The sequence below is a fragment of the Mesorhizobium sp. M7A.F.Ca.MR.362.00.0.0 genome (assembly GCF_004023175.1).
Lineage (GTDB): Bacteria > Pseudomonadota > Alphaproteobacteria > Rhizobiales > Rhizobiaceae > Mesorhizobium.
This window is the reverse complement of sequence record NZ_RZTF01000106.1, coordinates 1-17185: the sequence shown is the minus strand read 5'-3', so window position 1 is coordinate 17185 and position 17185 is coordinate 1. Positions and strand designations below refer to the sequence as shown.

16 protein-coding genes and 1 pseudogene are annotated in these 17185 nt (G+C 54.9%); 1 reads left to right on the top strand and 16 read right to left on the bottom strand.

What is annotated here, in order from left to right; all coding sequences use genetic code 11:
- Nucleotides 1–151 precede the first annotated feature (151 nt).
- The 16 genes and pseudogenes from EOC06_RS15510 to EOC06_RS40815 form a co-directional block, all read right to left on the bottom strand.
- A pseudogene (locus EOC06_RS15510) lies at nt 152–875 on the bottom strand (IS6 family transposase).
- Between the two features lie 88 nt (nt 876–963).
- The gene (locus EOC06_RS15505; protein ID WP_128308190.1) at nt 964–2259 is read right to left on the bottom strand and encodes a hypothetical protein; all 1296 of its coding nucleotides are present in this window, start codon (nt 2257–2259) and stop codon (nt 964–966) included.
- Nucleotides 2260–2574: 315 nt separating this feature from the next.
- Nucleotides 2575–2745: a hypothetical protein gene (locus EOC06_RS40175; RefSeq protein ID WP_158302714.1), complete on the bottom strand. Its 171-nt coding sequence runs from the start codon at nt 2743–2745 to the stop codon at nt 2575–2577.
- A 243-nt stretch (nt 2746–2988) separates the two neighbouring features.
- Nucleotides 2989–4578 (bottom strand): hypothetical protein, encoded by a 1590-nt coding sequence (locus EOC06_RS15500; protein WP_095489367.1) that lies wholly within the window; start codon nt 4576–4578, stop codon nt 2989–2991.
- Nucleotides 4579–4830: 252 nt separating this feature from the next.
- Complete coding sequence (locus EOC06_RS15495; RefSeq protein WP_164898596.1) at nt 4831–5577, bottom strand: response regulator transcription factor; 747 nt, start codon at nt 5575–5577, stop codon at nt 4831–4833.
- Nucleotides 5578–6204: 627 nt separating this feature from the next.
- The gene (locus tag EOC06_RS44835) at nt 6205–6510 is read right to left on the bottom strand and encodes an ATPase, T2SS/T4P/T4SS family (protein ID WP_281062081.1); all 306 of its coding nucleotides are present in this window, start codon (nt 6508–6510) and stop codon (nt 6205–6207) included.
- Nucleotides 6441–7220, bottom strand: a complete 780-nt coding sequence (locus tag EOC06_RS15490) for an ATPase, T2SS/T4P/T4SS family (protein WP_281062080.1) — start codon at nt 7218–7220, stop codon at nt 6441–6443. Before EOC06_RS15490 ends, EOC06_RS44835 begins: the two co-directional genes overlap by 70 nt.
- Nucleotides 7217–8629, bottom strand: coding sequence for a TrbI/VirB10 family protein (locus tag EOC06_RS15485; protein ID WP_158302712.1), 1413 nt, complete (start codon nt 8627–8629; stop codon nt 7217–7219). Before EOC06_RS15485 ends, EOC06_RS15490 begins: the two co-directional genes overlap by 4 nt.
- Complete coding sequence (locus tag EOC06_RS15480) at nt 8619–9377, bottom strand: TrbG/VirB9 family P-type conjugative transfer protein (protein ID WP_095489363.1); 759 nt, start codon at nt 9375–9377, stop codon at nt 8619–8621. Before EOC06_RS15480 ends, EOC06_RS15485 begins: the two co-directional genes overlap by 11 nt.
- 27 nt (nt 9378–9404) lie before the next feature.
- Nucleotides 9405–10070: a virB8 family protein gene (locus tag EOC06_RS15475; protein WP_095489362.1), complete on the bottom strand. Its 666-nt coding sequence runs from the start codon at nt 10068–10070 to the stop codon at nt 9405–9407.
- A 51-nt stretch (nt 10071–10121) separates the two neighbouring features.
- Nucleotides 10122–11282: a type IV secretion system protein gene (locus EOC06_RS15470; protein ID WP_095489361.1), complete on the bottom strand. Its 1161-nt coding sequence runs from the start codon at nt 11280–11282 to the stop codon at nt 10122–10124.
- Nucleotides 11283–11288: 6 nt separating this feature from the next.
- Nucleotides 11289–12113 (bottom strand): type IV secretion system protein, encoded by an 825-nt coding sequence (locus EOC06_RS15465; RefSeq protein ID WP_095489360.1) that lies wholly within the window; start codon nt 12111–12113, stop codon nt 11289–11291.
- A gap of 130 nt (nt 12114–12243) precedes the next feature.
- Nucleotides 12244–14466, bottom strand: coding sequence for a VirB4 family type IV secretion system protein (locus EOC06_RS15460; RefSeq protein WP_245330118.1), 2223 nt, complete (start codon nt 14464–14466; stop codon nt 12244–12246).
- A 100-nt stretch (nt 14467–14566) separates the two neighbouring features.
- The gene (locus EOC06_RS15455; protein WP_095489358.1) at nt 14567–14845 is read right to left on the bottom strand and encodes a VirB3 family type IV secretion system protein; all 279 of its coding nucleotides are present in this window, start codon (nt 14843–14845) and stop codon (nt 14567–14569) included.
- A 58-nt stretch (nt 14846–14903) separates the two neighbouring features.
- Nucleotides 14904–15263, bottom strand: coding sequence for a TrbC/VirB2 family protein (locus EOC06_RS15450; RefSeq protein WP_245330116.1), 360 nt, complete (start codon nt 15261–15263; stop codon nt 14904–14906).
- 146 nt (nt 15264–15409) lie between these two features.
- Nucleotides 15410–16345, bottom strand: coding sequence for a lytic transglycosylase domain-containing protein (locus EOC06_RS40815; RefSeq protein ID WP_245330115.1), 936 nt, complete (start codon nt 16343–16345; stop codon nt 15410–15412).
- Between the two features lie 509 nt (nt 16346–16854).
- Between EOC06_RS40815 and EOC06_RS15440 the strand changes: the two genes are divergently transcribed.
- Nucleotides 16855–17185: ATP-binding protein (locus EOC06_RS15440; protein ID WP_281062079.1), on the top strand; the 331-nt coding region annotated here is incomplete at its 3' end.

Below are 17185 nucleotides of genomic sequence, written 5' to 3'. Positions count from 1 at the left end.
ACATCGCCATGGTACTTCGAAACTGCAATGTACGGTCGGGCAGGTCCTGAACTGCTGAGAGCACGAATGCTGCCGCCGCTCCACACAATGTGAGGAAGAACCTAATTTAGTGCAGTGTGACAGGGCCAAGGAAGTACGATATTTGCTGCGATCAGGCAGCTTGAAGGCGAGCGACGTCTCGCCAAGTGTCCAAGGCTGCTGCTTGCAATTCGCGATGGTGGTTGGATGGAATATCGTGACGGGGAATATGAAAAAGGTTGCTGATCGGGTCGTGGATGGAAACGACACGCTGAAGCTGTCGCGCTGATTTGAAGCGCTTCATGATCCTCTCGCGTCTTCGGACGGGGTTGATGAGAATTCTCCGCCCTATTATTCAGTCCCTTGTGAGAACGATGCTCGAAGCCTGGCATGATCTCTCGTTTCGCAGCACCATAGGAACGCAGCTTGTCGGTGATCACTACACGCAGCGAACGGCCTTGTGTTTTCGGGAGCTTGCACATCAATCGCTTTGCCGCCTTGCTATTCCGATGGCTTTGCACCAAGACGTCCAGAACAAAGCAACGGCACGCCAAAGCCAGTGTTTCTTTCCGCCGATGGTCATGACAACCTCATCGAGATGCCATTTGTCGCCGAGCTTGCCCGCCGATCGCTTGCGGATATCATTGGCAAAGTGTCTGCCAAATTTCTCAGCCCAAAGTCGCACGGTCTGGTGAGAGACGACGACGCCATGCGCTGCCAGCATATCCTCGACCATCCGCAGGCTGAGCGGACCGGAAATATAGCCAAACAGCATGGGCAATTACCTCGGCCGGAAAATCGGTGGCGACGATAAATTGGATCACGACGGGCAACTCTGGTGCCGCCAGATCCCACATTTTGATCAATGCTTGGTTAGCGTTACAGTGCCGTCGCCTTGCCTTGGCAGGACTTCTTTTACCTTGTTGCGGGCATTTGGTCCAAAGATCAGCGCCCACGTCCTTCCTCCTGACGAGAACGTTCATCTAGCCCCCTGGTGGTGTGCGGGTTTCTGCTGTTCGGATTTAAATTATGGCGCTCCTGGGCGGTAGGGGCAGACATGCCGGCGTCGATGTCGCGTTTCAAGGCGTGCTCTTTGATACGGTCCTGCGTGTCCTGATTGTCCACGCCATGGCGCTCGATGGCGATACGGGCAACCACGCCGGCGTTGATGGCGCGCACCGCGGCTTGCTCTTTGAGATCGTCCTGCGTGTCCTGATTGTCCACGCCATGGCGCTCGATGGCGATACGGGCAGCCACGCCGGCGTTGATGTCGCGCTCCGCGGCGTGCCATTTGATTCGGTCCTGCGTGACTGGATCGTCCACGTCGTTGCGCTCGATAGCGGTACCGGCAACCATGCCAACCGTGACGTCGCGCACCGCGGCGCGCCATTCGATACGGTCCTGCGCGTGCGGATTGTGCACGTCGTTGCGCCCAATAGCGGTACCGGCAACCATGCCAACCGTGATGTCGCGCACCGCGGCGTGCTCTTTGATCGTGTTCTGCGCGACCGCATTGTCCAAGCCATTGCGCTCGATAGCAGTACCGGCAACCAACCCAGCCATGATGTCGCGCATCGCGGCGTGCTCTTTAATTATATTCTGCGTGCCCTGATTGACCACGCCGTAGCGCTCGATAGCGGTACCGGCAACCATCTCGGGATCGGCGTTGATGTCGCGCATCCCGGCTTGCAATTTGATAAATTCCCGCGTGAGCCTACCCGCGGAGCCTCGGTTCCTGATGCGCCGTCCTGCTGCCAAAAAGAAGCCACGAATTTCGCGTGTCGCAACTTTCCCGGCGGCAACAAGCGGATGGGGCTTGATGACGGTACCGAAGATCGTGTTCTGCGCGACCGGATCGTCCACGCCATTGCGCTCAATGGCGTGACGGGGATCCATTCCGGCGTTGATGTCGCGCTTCGCGGCTAACTTTTTGATACGGTACTTCGTGGCCAGACCGTCCACGTCATGATAGATGATGATCTCATTTGCAGTTCTAGTTCCAGCTGAATTACCCGCGTCAATCATGGCCTCTTCGAAACGAGCGGATCGTGTTTCTTCCCGAAACTCGCTATCAACAACTGCTCGGAACTTCTGATTGACATTTCGTAACGCATTGATGCTTCTCTGGGAAGCTACGACGCTGTCGGCTTGATTGACTACCCGCTTGCATATCTCTCTCAGCATATCATCTTGCAGATTGCCGATGTTGAGAGGGTCTGTTGCGCCGGACGAATCCACCATTTAAGTCTCCTGTCTGGCTCGATCAGCGGTCATCTGTTTCGGGCTTTAATCCATTTAGGGGGAGTTGTCTCGTTATCGAGCGGTGATCGAACTGCCCCCGCGGCTTTCCGAGATCAGGCAACCGCGCCCGTCTGCGCTATTGCGCGTATGCGGTGAATGTGAGTGGCCAGGGGATCGTTTTTGATGCAGGGTGACGAAGAGATTTCGGAGTGCCGAGAAGATCGAGATAACTAACAGATTGATCGGGGTGCAGGCCGAGGATATATTCCATGCTGGCCCCCGGGCGGCGGTAGTGGTAGCGCTGATAATAGTGTCCTACTGCCCATCGCGATTGCCTGCCGGAGCGTTTCGGGACACGCGCGCCTGCGTGATGGCCGACCGCGGCACCGACAGCCGGTCTCGCCCTTCAGCACGGACAACGACAGCGTTAGCGCCATTGACGCCGTGGACCTGAAACACCTGCACAATTGTGGTAATCTTCTCCATGGACGGACTCTCCCTCATGTGACTTTCGACAGCCACACTTTGGCACATTGCGATGCCGAGAGCGGAGGCCGTCCACCACATCAGGTCATCAGGTCAAGATCACCAAGCTCAAACCCTAGCAAGCGGCGAATGTACGGCCGCGCCAAGATTGATCTGCCCAGGCGCGCCTCGTCTCAGCGAGAGCGTGTCCAGAGCCCCTTTGCATGAAAACCCAGGGTCCCGATTCCGTGGTTATTGACAGTCTCAGCGGCTCATCGAGTTGCCCCTCTCACGTTCTTCAAGGTCGCGCGGCCGCTTTCTCCCATTAAGAGATCTTTCGATTTCAACATCTCCGTGGACGTTATGGCTGGACGAGCCAGAAGACTCTAGCATTGCGCGGGTTGGTGCATTGCTTTCTGTTGATGTGGATGGCGGACGATTTCCAGCCGGCGCTATTTCCTCTAACTCATTGCGGTGCACCAATTTGAGTTTCTGTTGACCAGGCATATTGGCTGCCTTGGCTAGTTCAAGTATAGCTTCGGAATGATCCAAATCGATCTTGGTCGACCGAACGGGTAAAGCTAATCTCTTTAGCACATGATCCTCTGGCACCTCCCGCAGACGACCTTGCCACGCTTGGTGGTAATCCTCTATTGTTTGCACCAGCCTCCCCATCTCCGAGCTCTTTGACTTCAGTACGACCGAATAGCTCCGGACCAAGGAGAAGAGAGTCGGGGAATCTTCTGCCAGGGCCGTGCTGTTTGGCTTCAACCAGTATTCCCTGTGTTCTGACGCCGTTTTAAGGAACCACGCACGGCTCGCGAAGTTTCCGCGACGGGGGCCAACGACCGCGTCCATGGCATCAAGAACACGCGTTGCCATCTCCTTGGCGACTCTATTGGAACGCACTCGCTGCGGAGTCACCCGACGTATTGAGTCCTTAATCCCTTTTGGCAGTTGCTTGGGCAAGAAAAAACGGTTGTCACCATGCTGCCGGGTTAAGTCGCAATGCCGCTGTATGAGCGTTGCGATGTCTATAGCAGTTTCTGGAGCCAGTTTTTGTTGTGGCCGTAACTCCGCTCTCCAAGGAACCATTTTCTCTGCTAAGGCGCTCATCGCCCTTACTTTTCCATAGTGATAGGAATTCGGGATAAAGCCTATTTCGCCGGTTCTGGCCCTCGTTTTCGCAATTTGCGACTCCTGCTTAGCCCAGAGTGACAACATTTCGCCACTTTCGCAAATCTCGTCTACAACCGCCTGACGCAGACTATTAAAAAAAGCGCCGTCCGGCACGATCTCGTCTAACAGAGTGTTGATCTCTCTCAGAGTGGCCTTCTGTAATTCTGGGTTTCGGGGCGTTCCGCTCGAAAAACTTTCATCATATTCATGAAGCTGCAATTCATCCCGTCTGTGGCCCAGAATTTCAATGTGTGGGAATTCTCGCGGGTCGCCTCCGTTCATCCTTGCGTACTTCTGCAGTTGCTCATGGAGTGCGGCAGCAACATATGGAGAAACAACTGTCGGCAATATGGGGCGCTTTGCACAGATCGTATCAATGATGCGACGGAGTTCGTTGACGTCAGTGCTTTCTGTCGTCTGGCCACGATTGGCCTGATGTATTGCATTCAACGCATAGAGCCGTTGTTTATTGTATGCGGGCGTGGCAGGAATGGTTTGACTTAGAAGCCGGTCTATCCGGATTTCAAGGGCGTCCTTCAAGGACCGCCCAGGCACGGGTCGCGGCCACTCTAATTCGTTATCAATGCTGCCGTCTGGAATATAGGCTGGAGTTCGGCTTCGCATGACGTCCGTCAGATACCTGACCGCCATAACTTCTCTTGTGCGGTTGGCCATTGTCCATTGTCCTTCTCATTTTTAAGTTGTTGCAGCGTTTATCGCCTGCGTTCACATTCAGCAAAACAGATGGCACATCGCTACGCATCGTCGGTGTTGAAGCGCAACTTGTTATCAAGACGAACTTTAAGGGAAGATCGCTAGCAGCCCGGGAAATCACTGTCTCGATGCGGCCTACGGCGCCTGGCAGAAACTCCTCGCAGCTTCCGAGACCAACAAATTGATCGGGATCCGCCAATAGGCCCATGTCGGTCAAAACCGACTCTTGGTATATTCCCGATTGGCGTCTATACTGAACACATAACCGATGCCCCGCGCGGTCTTTATTATTTGTGGTGCACGCGGATCCACTTCGATCTTTCGGCGCAAGCGCATAACCTGAACATCGACGCTGCGATCGAAGATGTCCTCGTGAATGCGGGTGGCCCGTTGAAGGAATTCTCGGGACAATGGCTGATTCGCCGCCTCGAGGAAGGCAACCAGAAGAGTGTATTCCCCCTTTGTGAGCGGTACTGGCCTGCCCGAAGGGTGACGGAGCTGTCGAGTCCTCAAGCGGAGCTCCCATCCACCGAACAACCATCTTCCCGATTCTGTCTTTGGCTGGTTTTGCACGGAGGTGGCCAAACGCCGTCTGACAAGAGCGTTGATGCGCATCGATAGCTCGCGCATTGATAACGGCTTACTCAAATACTCGTCTGCACCGGCTTCTAGCCAGGCCAACAGATCGTTCTCGCTGCGGTGGTTCCCAGTAACGACGACGGGTATGCTCCCACCGTCGCGGAGATTGCGCAAGATTTCGGCGCCACTATTGTGATCAAAATCCAAATTGGCGATGATGACGTCCGGCTCTCGCTTTTCGCATATTTCCAACGCTTTCGCCGGCGTATGTGCCACAGTGGTTGACATGTCGCACCTCTGCAGGTGCTGTTCCACTTTTTTGGTAAACGCGAGATCATCGTCGACTATAAGGACGTTTACTCTCTTGCATGCTTCATTCATTCTTTTCTCCACTCGCCCCCCTCTAGTCGGTGTTGGTTTGGCCGCAACTTCCAAGTGCAGTTCCTGCTTAGCGGGAGGCATTTGGGTGCAGCAGCCACCTCCAATTTGCACGGCCCTGGTTGGCTGTAACCGAAGGAACTTGAGTTCGTAGCGCTGCCGTTTAAGGCGCTGGGCAAGCGCCGTGGCCTATTGCTGTTCGCGTTTGTCTGCCTCCGCTAAACGCCCCTCGAATCGGGGTTGGAGTTTTCCGCGCCATTTCCCACGGGGAGGGCGACTAGGTGACCAAAGTTGCAAAGTGCGCCGCATCAGTGAGCCGGTAAGATGAAAGCTCCACCGCCTAAAAGGCCGTCGGCTTCAGGTTACGGCGTTGGAAGCCGGATCTGTCGCCGTCTGGCGGGCTGGGTGAGAACTTCGGTCACGGCCGTCTGGAACCACGCTCCCCATCCGTCGCCTCAACACAGTGGTTGGGACCCACGCCATGCCTTCAGTCTTCCCGCGCGACTCGCCCGCGTCGAAGCTCTCACGCTGATTTTTGGCCTTAGGCGCGCCCGTGATCCGATATACAACGTACGAGGGTTAAGCCAGCTGGGCCGGCGCAGAGACTCATGCATAGGAGACGGACAGCCCTCAGGCCAAGCAATCATAGGGACTAGACTGAGAAGGCAGGTTGATTTCCAGTACACCGCGCTTGCCGTTGCGGCGGCCGACCTGAATGACCAAATCGATCGTCTTTTTCGCATATTTGATTATCTCGCCATGTGACATCTGCACACCAGAGCGCATGACCATGAGCGCCAGTCTATCGAAAGCAAGTTCGGGGCTATCGGCGTGTATAGTTGTTATCGCGCCGGGGTGGCCGGTATTTATCGCCTCAAGAAAGTCATAAGCCTCAATGCCGCGGATTTCACCAAGAATGATCCGGTCGGGACGCATTCGCAAACAGCTCTCCAGAAGTTCGATGGGCTGCGAGCGGATTCCCCCTTACGGTCGGCGATTAGTCCAACTTGGTTCTTGTGGGGTGGATGAAGCTCCTGCGCATCCTCTATGGTGATGATCCGCTCGGCAGGGTTTGCCATCGCCAGTAAAGCGCGCGCCACCGTAGTCTTGCCAGACGACGTTCCGCCCGAAATCAGAATATTGAATTTTTCGTCAACGGCCTGTCGGAACAGACTCTTCAGGTCGCCAGCCTTGGCGGCATCGGCGATTGCCCGATGGCGTTCGTGCCGAACAGCATCCACCATGATCTGTCGTCCGTCGACGTAGTCAATATCTGCGCTTTCCGAAGTCCGCGCCAGATATTTTCGAATCGACAGCGATACGCCTTGTTCTATTGCAGGTTCGACGACCACCTGCACACGCTGCGGGTTCCCCCAAACCATAACGCGGCCTGAGACAATCGGATTAAGTGCCCCGAGCGTGTTTCGGGTCTCTCCGGCTAACTGTGCTCCAAGCCGCTTAATGGCCTGGGGCGGCAAGGTCACGCCGATCTCACGCATGTATATCGAATCGGCCTCCTCAACAAAGATCGAGCCGTTTGGATTGATCGCCAACTCATTGATACTAGCATGTACTAGATGGTCTTTGAGTGGGTGTAAGTACTGTTCCACGTACGAAATGCTATTTTTAAGCTGCTGATCATTCATCGAATAATGAGATCTCGATTGACAAAGACGCGAATTTCCTCGCCCTGCGGGACACGAAGGACAGGAGGTAAGGAGAGGTACTTGTTCACAATATCCTCACTTTGGTCGCTGAGTGTTCTGGCAACGTTCGACGTGACTTGGCCATCCCGATTGGCGTCACCCAAACCCCCTCGTCCTTCAACCGTGATCGTCGCGCCACCATCTCCGGAGGACCTGCTGCTGCCTGTCATCGCGGGAATGATAGAAGGCAATGCGCTGATGGTACTGATGAGGACAGCCGCACCTATCTTCTTGGCGTAGCGGTTATCTACGTTTCCTTCGGTGCCGGCGCGACCAAGCAGGTCCGTACCTATGGAGCCGAGCGCGATCGACTTGCCTTCGGGAGTGAGAGCCCGATCCCATCCGACTAACACGCGCTTTTGCTCAATATCGTCTCTGTTCCCGAAGGTGCCAATCAATCTTGTCCCTGCGGGCAGCAGAATACGAGATCCGTCGAAGGAGAATACCGGTTCGATAACCTGCGCCCGGATGTTTCCTGGCAGTTCCGTATTAATAGCAGTTTCAAGTACGGCGGAGATCATCGTGCCCTGAGCGACCATACGCGACGGATCAGGGAGAGTGCGAGATACAGAGGTCTCTGCTTCAGAGGCAGTACCGGTTGCAAGGGACCGGTCGTTCGCACCCCGGTCTTGGGAATGTTGTGGGGCACCATCGCCTGACGCGGAGCGCGCGCTGGATTCATCCATGACAACACCATTCGACTCCCTTTGCTTGGTATCGATTTCTTGGAATTGTCGATGATTTTCGGCGTTGAGCTTAGCAGCCTCATCGGAGCCTTTGTGCTCTTTTTCCAGCCGCAAGGCTTCCCCGCGCAAACGTGCATTTTCCACCTCTACCTCATCCCGCTCCGAGCGAAGACTTCGCATCATTTGCTTCGTATAGCGCCCAAGTAATTCTTGAACGTCGGCGACCGAAATGTTATTCTGTTTTTTAGTTCTGGCTACTTGGTCGATTTTATTGCTTAGTTCATTGAATCTCTTGTCTATCTCGTCGGCCTTTGGTTCGATCGCTATTGGCTGCGCCTCAGGAACGGAAAAATCAAGCGTTGGGCTTTCCTTGGTCGAGCGATCAACTTCCAGATCAATCTGCAACGTCTTCTGCTCATCGTCATCATGCAAGCCGAGGATCGCCGCCCTTTGGTTCGGGCCGAGCGCCGTCCCGAACGCTATGGCCCCGGCGAGCAGCGCGGCGGCAACAAAGAGCGCACGGCCTCTGCTGCGCTTAGATTTACCCGTTTGCCGGGCTCGCCGTTTTTTAAGCAGTTTTTCTCGTTCATGATCCGCGTCCGCCGCCGCTTCCGCTCCGCCGGGATCCTGTCGATGGCCGATGTCGGGCGAGCTATCTGTCATGTACCAAACCTCTCCACCGTGGTTTTGCCGAATGCACAGCATTCGCTTTGCCTACGCACACAGTGTCATTGCCGATTCTCATCACCCAGTAGTCGCTGGTTCCGTCGGCGATGATGCGATCGCCTTGACTGCGCGAGTTGACCAGCTTTTCCACCCGATCATGATCGACCTTAAAAATTGCCGGTTGGGGCGCGCCCCTGGGCAGGACAAACGTCGTCTGCAACATATTGTCTGTGACGGCGAGCGGGCGAAACCGGGCGTCACCCGAAACCATGTAGCCGTGGTTTGCTGGAGCGACTGCGGCAGGGCTATTGCCCACTGCCTTCAACTCATGAGGATAGGTGAAGACGGCCCGGAATGCCTGGTCGGCGCCCGCCGCCATTCCTGCGCTTATCTGGCCGACCGAACGTATCTCAAATGTATAGACGCGCTGATCAGTGTAGACTGTCATATTGGTGAGCGCTTTGTCGATAATAGGCTTCAGACTGATCACATTGCCTCTCTTCAGCCTGATCACCTCCCAGGAAGCGCTGTCTCCGATGAGAATTGATTCGACATTTTCTCCTTCAGCGAACTGAATAGCTGTGACCGACTTAATATATAGGTTAAGCTTATATACGTTTCTTTCGTCGTACACGTAGTGTTTTATCCGCACGTCCGACGCAAAACCCACCGGCGACTGCTCAGCCATTGCCGAATTCACCGAAATCACGACGTAGAGTAAGTAAATATAGATGAATTTATACATTTTTGCTTGTCTTTGTGTTAACTATCATCAGCCAGCCGTTTCCGCATCGATCCGATAGAACAAGACGTTGAACCCAAGCGGATTTTTCCACACCGCCTCCAAGGTGGACCTTTGTCCAGGCTTGAACTGATAGCCAATTGTGGCAAGGAAACTGCGCTTAACTACGTCTCGCCCCTTTTCTTCACGGTATTTGGTAATGCGCACACGCGCGAGATCCGCTGGGTTGCGCCCCCTCGGGGTCAGGGAGACAGATTTGACGACAACACGCACGCGAACGTTCTTGCCGTAGAGTGTGGGCGGATATTGCTCTGACTCCGAACGCCATGTTTGCGCTAGGGTTTGCGCGGCACTGTCGGATGAGCGAGCCATAACGTCAGGAATGCGGGTGTTGTTGTCAGCTGGATCGTAGGTTTCCCGGTCGACGACATAGGAAACGAGTTCCGCCTGAAGGACAGCCTCCTGCCCTTGCAGCGAGGTGGGCTGCACCTCAACGATCTTTTCAGCCTCGCCGGTGGTCTTGTCTACCATCACTACATAGGGCTTAGTTTGTTTGAGCGGCAGCATGACTATTAGAGCCACCAAGGACAAGAGACTAGCGGCAGTGGCACCAACTGCGATCTTTGCGCAGTTGTTGCGCTGTTCGCGAAGGCTAAAAAAGACCTCGTCTTCAAATCCGTGCTGTAGTTCAGACACACGTCTCTCCTAATTCGGTTGCGTTACCGATTCCGTTGCGGGTCAGCGGTCTTATTCGGGAGATACGGTTCGGTTGCCGTATTGAGCGAGAGGGTGAGTCGGAGGAGCCATCGGAGGATCTCTCGTAGCATTCGATTTCGATGACGACAGGCCGATCGCGCGACGAGCAAGACGCTCATCGAGACGCTGCTGCCGGATATGGGCGCTTTGGCGCATCGCACTGATCGCCGACCATGCCGCCGCCGCCGGCGAGGCTCCAGCCTCACGTGCGGCGCCTGCCACACTTATGCCGTCTCGCAATCGTTGACTGCCGCCGTGCACTCTCATTGCAGCACTCTTGGCCATGTAAGCTGCGGCAGTGACCGCACCGGCTCCTACAGCTGCGACCGAAACAGAGGCCAGGGAACTTGCCATGGTTGGGATCATGAACAGGAGAACCGTCGCCGCCATGATGATGAAAATGAAGGCGAAATCATTACCGCGGGATGACACATAGACTTCAGCGGCGATATACAGCACAATAGCCATAAGGGTCGCGGTCAGCAGTGGGAGGACCACGAAACCCGTCGTGAAGCGGGTCCAACTCTCAAAATACTGACTCGTTTGAGGCATCATCAGCATGATGATAGCTAGTGGCGCTAGGCTGATCGACACGGCGAATCCAATTTTGGCAATCATTACAATAATCGCGCAAGCGGCGGTAAAGAAGGCGCCAACAATTAGGAATAACACACCAATAAAAACGTTACGAAATGACTTGCCGACGTGCCAAATCGAAAAATCTTCTATGTATTTCCCAGATAGGTATAGGACTGCATGGGCGAACTCATCCATCGCTGAAGATGTGTCCGACATCCGCTCAGGATCGAGAAAAGCGGGATCAACGTTCTTGATTGGCATTTTGGCCGCATGCATCATAATGGCTGCGTAATTGTTTGGTACATCAATAAGCATCGAATAGATGCCTTCAAAGTTTACCCACATTGTTGCAAAGGAATATATCATTATATATCGCAACGCCCAATGTAGATACACGGAGTAATTTATAGTTCTTAATTGGACTAAGTGATTTATCGCGATAAGCAACAATGAGACCAAGGCCATGGCGCCGAGCAGATCCCTAATCGGCTCTGCAACTCCCTCAAAAACTACTTGCGCATAGTCGACAAGCGTCGAGTCGAGTGTACGAGTAATGTTTGAAATCACACCCACCGCGCATTACCTGTTAAAATCGAGAAGATCGCGGATGGCGGCCGGCTCGGCGGACTCGGCGCCTAATGCCATGAAGTACGATCCTGCCAGCGATGCGATCGCGGCTTGGGTGCGCAGTGTTTCATTGATCTGCTGCGCGATTTCGATCATCACGCGTGTGTTGATGTCAACGCTGCTTTTTAAGTCGTTGCTGTTTTCGAGCGCGGTGATATAGCCAGTGATCCTCCCCATGCTGGCGTTGGCACGCTTGTAGGATTCCTCCGCAGTAGAGGCCGCCACTGCGCCCCGAGCCGATCCATTCGCAATGATGACCTTACTGAGGTGCTGGTCGTTGTGCAGCGCAAATGCCTGATCCAAGCGATAGCGAGCTCGAAATTCGGTAAGGGCCGCCTGAATGCCTCCCGGGCCAACTCCGCGGCCATTCAGTGCATCGTCAACCATTTCCCGCAAACTCGGCCCTCCTTCACGGGCCGCGACGTCAGCCTTGCCATTGTTCACCGGGAAACGCTTCGGGCCTGAAATGGAAGAAAGCAGCGCTTTGCCCACTTCTCGATTCTCAATTAGCAGATGCTCTGCTGTCTGCGCGGATGCTACAAGCTGGCTCATACCACCCCCTAACAGCCGGCACATTTCTACCAAGTACGTCAGCAACTCAACGGCGTTCTTGTCGAAGGTCACCTGTGCGCCGTCCGGAGCGGCGGGGACCACTCCAATAGAAGGCAGGGGAGCAGGCGTGATCTGGCTTTCCTGGGCCCTGGCCTCCCGCACCAGCGAGCCGGCGGCTGCAAGCAAAATACCAGACACAATGACTGTCGGGAAAGCAGCTCTCATGACACAACTCCTTTGGTTTGGAGCTCAAGTGTTTCCCAGGCGCAGACACAATTGTTCTTGCGCACTACGGGAACGGCTTGGCAGGCAGTAAGGGGGGCTAGGATCATTGTGAGAAAAATCAGAGAGATCTTCATTGCAGCATTTCCATTTGAAAGTTTGGCCTGTCACGCCATCCTGCGTGCGCTTTCCCCCCTCGCCCACCCCCCAAGATCTCGATACCCTTACCGATCGCTCCGAGCGCGAAATCAAGAACGACGCTGTCGCCGCCCGATTTCAATAGGACCAAATGGTTGTCCACGTTGCTTATCCGAAGGAAAGCACTTTCCATCGGCGTGAGATTGAGCGGCGCGAGTTCGGCTTCAGTGTTGTAGGAACTTGGGTAGACCAGACGCGTGACGGCGCTCTCCAGTATCGCATCGCCCGCAGCGCTGTTGGTGATGTGGGACACACGTTGAGTCAGGAGAACGACTGCAACATTTTTTTTGCGCATGGTTAGCATCCAATCTTTCAGGCGCAGTTGAAAATATGAGTCGTCGAGCAGCTTCCAGGCTTCATCAAGAACCAGCAATGTTGGAGCCTCGTCTTCTACGAGCCGTTCCACCCGTCGAAAGACATAGCTAAGCCACGCGGTGCGGATGGTGTCGTTGTCGAAAATCTCCGTGAGGTCAAAAGCGGTGATCCGACTATCGAAGGCAAGAGAATCGATACTCTTACCCCCAAACAGCCAGCCGAATTGACCACTCTCGTCCCAGCGGCCAAGTCGGTTATAAAGATCACCATCATCGTCAGTCGCACGCAGCTGGCTGCGGAACTGCGCGAAGTTCTGTAGGCGGAGGTCAGCCGTTGCGTTGGCCTGAGTGGCATCATGGAGTGCCTGAAATTGCAACGGATTTAGCCGTCCGCCCTCGTTGTCAGCCAATACGGAAAGCCAATCGGACAACCATGCCGCACCGCGGCTATCTGCCTCCGCTTGCATAGGGTTGAAGCCCGTTTCCTGCCCCATACGCACGGAGGAATAGGTTCCGCCCATGGCACGGACCGCCATCTCGAAACCATTATCCTTGTCAAAGACTATGATCCGAGCGCCAAGCCGATGGGCCTGACTGAGCAGAAAAGCTGTACTAAGCGTCTTGCCAGACCCGGTTTGGCCAAGCACAAGCGTATGCCCGACCGTGCGCTGACCTGCCTTGCCCGGCAAATGGAAGCTGAAGCGGAACGTCTCGCCGCGAGCTGTGGGCAATGTTGTTACGCAGTCGCCCCAAGGACATAGCTCGGGTGGATTGCCTTTCGGCAAGCCGTGCATGGCGCAAAGTTCTGCAAAATTCTGCGAGGAGATCATTTCCGCTCGTGTGCGATAGCGGAAATTACCGGGATGTTGAGCAAAATAAACGGCGCGGGCAGAGAAGTTCTCGCGAACAATTGCAGAACCCGCGTCTTGCATGGCGCGCGTGACGTAAGCCATGGCCGCCTCAAGCTCCTCCTGAGTCTCGCAAAATACAGCGATGCTACAATGGTGGTCGCCAAAGGCGACGCGGCCGGATGCAATATCGTCCTCGGCCTCTTCGAGTTGCGCCATCAAAGAGATAGCCGCATCCTCCGCCGCCTTCATCCGCTTGCGCACACGAGCGATTTTAGCTTGGGCGGCAATATTGTCGATCGGCGTAAAGCTCTGAGAAACCACGGTATCGTAAGGCAGGCTAAGCCTGTCGAAGATGCCGGGATAAGTCTCGGTGGGGTAGTCCTTTACGGATATGATGGTTCCGAAGCGTTTGAGACTTGGGTTGGGGTTGTCGCATTCGAAGACGTTGCCGCGGAACGTGACCGTCGAACTCGCCAAGAGGTCAGCGACAGGGACGAACTTCTCGCCAGCAATAAGGCGCCCACTTGATCCGTCGATCGCGGTACGCAACAAACTAAGCCACTCACCATCCGAGACGGATAGCCGACGAGGCTTTGCCAAACTTACGTTAACCATGCAGGTGTTAATCATCTGATCGAGGCGAACTGCGCGCGCAGTGACCTCTTCACGACTGTAGACCTCCGCGTTGCCAAACATATTGAGTATCTTGGCCAGCCTCTTCGGCGGTCGGATCACAATAGTGACCATCGTAACCCGGTCGCGCAACCCTATAGTCTCGAGATAATTTCGCCAGCGCCGATCAATCTCCTCGTTGAAACGATCTCCTTTGACCTGTCGCATCTTGGGTCTAGTTTCAGCAGAGATGCGATGGACATAATATCCAACGTCACCGCGTTGCTGTGCAATGAAGCGTGAGAATGCGTTACTCAGCTCCATCGTATGCCGGCTATCGATCGTGTCGGCATTGACCCCTTCGGCAGCAAAAGCGGCCATTATATCGCCATCGCGTAACATGAGGGTGCCATCGTCCACGATGCTGACATATGGGAGGTTGACTGCAAGTTGTTCACATTCGTGAGCGGATCGTAGTAACCTATGCATGATATACTAGGCCTTCACTATTCAGGAGTGCCGGGCGCATGCGCGTGCTTTTCACGGTTGCGATGAAAACGTCGATGATCTTTGGGTCATAGGCTGCTAGGGTACGCAAAGCGGCGTAGCCAACACTGCCCACGACCAACAGATAGATGAATGATTTGGTTATGATGAAGCCGAGCATTACGACGCCTATGAGGACAACCAGATACACGACCGGCAATCCCGCAAAGGCGACTTCGCGCGTCAAGCCTATAAAAAGCGTTGTACGTTGAATGGTCTGTACTCCTCTTATGGCTCGCGAGGTAGTTTCACGGCATCCGCGCCGAACCGGATTAGCGTGCGGCTAGGCCCTGGACGAAACTTGCGCCGCCAAACACGATCGCGATGCCCATGATGATTGAGACTGCGAAGGTCCAGTCCATGCGACCAGTCATAAAAGAGAAGCCAACGGCGATGACGGCCAAGGCAGAGATTGAAACCCCGATTGGCCCGGTTATCGCTTCCACAATCGCCTGAAGGAATGTTGTCACACCATTGAAATCCTGCGCAGCACTCGGCGTAATAAAAATAATCGTCAACAAAACTGCCGCAGACACTGCGGGCAAAAGCCGCCAAACGCTCTTGATTATATTTCCAAGTGTCTCGACCGACATTTTTGTAAGCGTTTTCACTTTAAGCTTTGGCGTTGACATTCCGCTATTCCTCTTTGCCGACCCATCCGGGTCCTAATTCTATATACATAGGACGTTTAATTATGGCCGACCTGCGCGGCTGCAAGACAGTGTGAAAAATGCGTCCGTCGCAGCATTGTCACCGGGACGTTGATCGGCATCTGTCACTAGCGAAAGCAGATGGGGCGGCGCATCCTCCCCGCTCTTGCGATTTGAACTGCGATATTGTTCGGCTCGACACTGACAGCGTGAAGGATGTCCGACACATATTGCCGGGTCTCCCGATAGGGCGGAATGCCGCCGTGCTTGCGCACAGCTGCAGGCCCAGCGTAATAGGCAGCGAGGGCAAGTTCAAAGGAGCCGAACTCATCGAGCATTTCTGTCAAGTATGTGGCGGCGCCCTCGAGATTTTGCTGCGCTGAGAACGGATTCTTGACATCGAGATCCAATGCGGTACGCGGCATCAACTGGCCGAGCCCGACAGCACCAGCCGACGAAACCGCGCGAGGATTGAAGTTGCTCTCTCGCTGAATCATCGCAGTGAAGAGATCAACAAACATTGACTGGTCTAAGCTTGATTTGCGTACGCCTGGCCTCGAAGCAAATCGCCGTCCAAAATCGGCGGCAAGCCAATACATATTCCTCTGGTCATAGGTGAGGTCTTTTGCCATGCTGCGCGCCGTCGGAAGAGAGGGCAAACTGAGCCGCCTCGACAGAAGGTCTCGCGCGCGTTTGGTCGCACGGGCCGATGAGGAGGGATGACGGAAGGCGGCTTCATCGGTCGACGCGCCTGTAAATTCCAGTACAGAATTTGTCTCGCTGGCGATTGCCGTGCCCGTAGCCAGCGACAGACCATTCAGACTCGCGCAGGAGACCGGAGCCTGGCCCCGCTCGGCCGGGACAGCTTCGGCCTCAGCATCGAAATAGAACTGCGCCAAATGCAGCTTTTCGTGCGGCGTCGCGCGGCTGGTGGCGCCTCTTCTTACCTCGATGAGCGCCCCGTGGTCGCTTTGCTCAAACATTCCAGCATTGGCAGCGGCATCGCCCTGCCCAATCGAGACAATGGCTAGCGTTGAAATCGCAACTGCCACTTTCGCGAGCAACTTGTTGCTACTTAACCCCCTAGATGGACTTGAGCACATGTAATATATTTCCTATAATATGTGAGCAATTTGTCTTAGGGAGACGATTGTATTTCCCCAATCATATAGGCCACAATTTGCTCAACAAACCTTTTTGTTTGTGCTTGTTGTTTTGGTTTTGCCAATCGTTTGTAGGAATGTCAAATATTGAATGGTTTCAATTGTAGTTTTGCCTTGAATTGCATTGGTGATATTGGGTGCCGATTTGGCCATAGTGCACCGCGCGCCATTCAGATCGGCAGTTTGAACCGCTGTCGGGTACCGTCGCCTTAACTCGGCGTGAAGGTTGGCGTCCTAAGTCGCGCCATGACCGAACGTCCTGCCGACCCCGCCGGTCATTGTTGCAAGCGCCATCGCTTTCCGGGTGAAATCATCAGCGATGCGGTGTGGCGCTAGTCCCGCCTTCCGCTCAGCCTTCGCCATGTCGAGGACATGCTCGCCGTTCGCGGCACGCGGTCTCCTTCCAGACCATGGGCGAATGGACAGGCAAGTTCGGAGCCGCATATGCCCGCCAGATCCGACGGATACCAAAGGCGCCTTCAACGACACTCGCCCGTCTCGATGGCCGCTTTCCACGCCTCATCCACAAGCTCACCCGCGCGCAACTGCTCATCCTCGACGACTTCGGAACCCACAGCCTCACCGACCAACAGCGCTTCCATCTGTTCGAACTCGTCGAGGAACGTTATCGCCGCAAATCCACCCTGATCACCGCCCAGGTCCCGGTGGCCAGATGGCATGACCTGTCCGCAGAACTCGAATGCTTCATGATGCACCTTTCCTTGATCGCCTGGTCCGTTG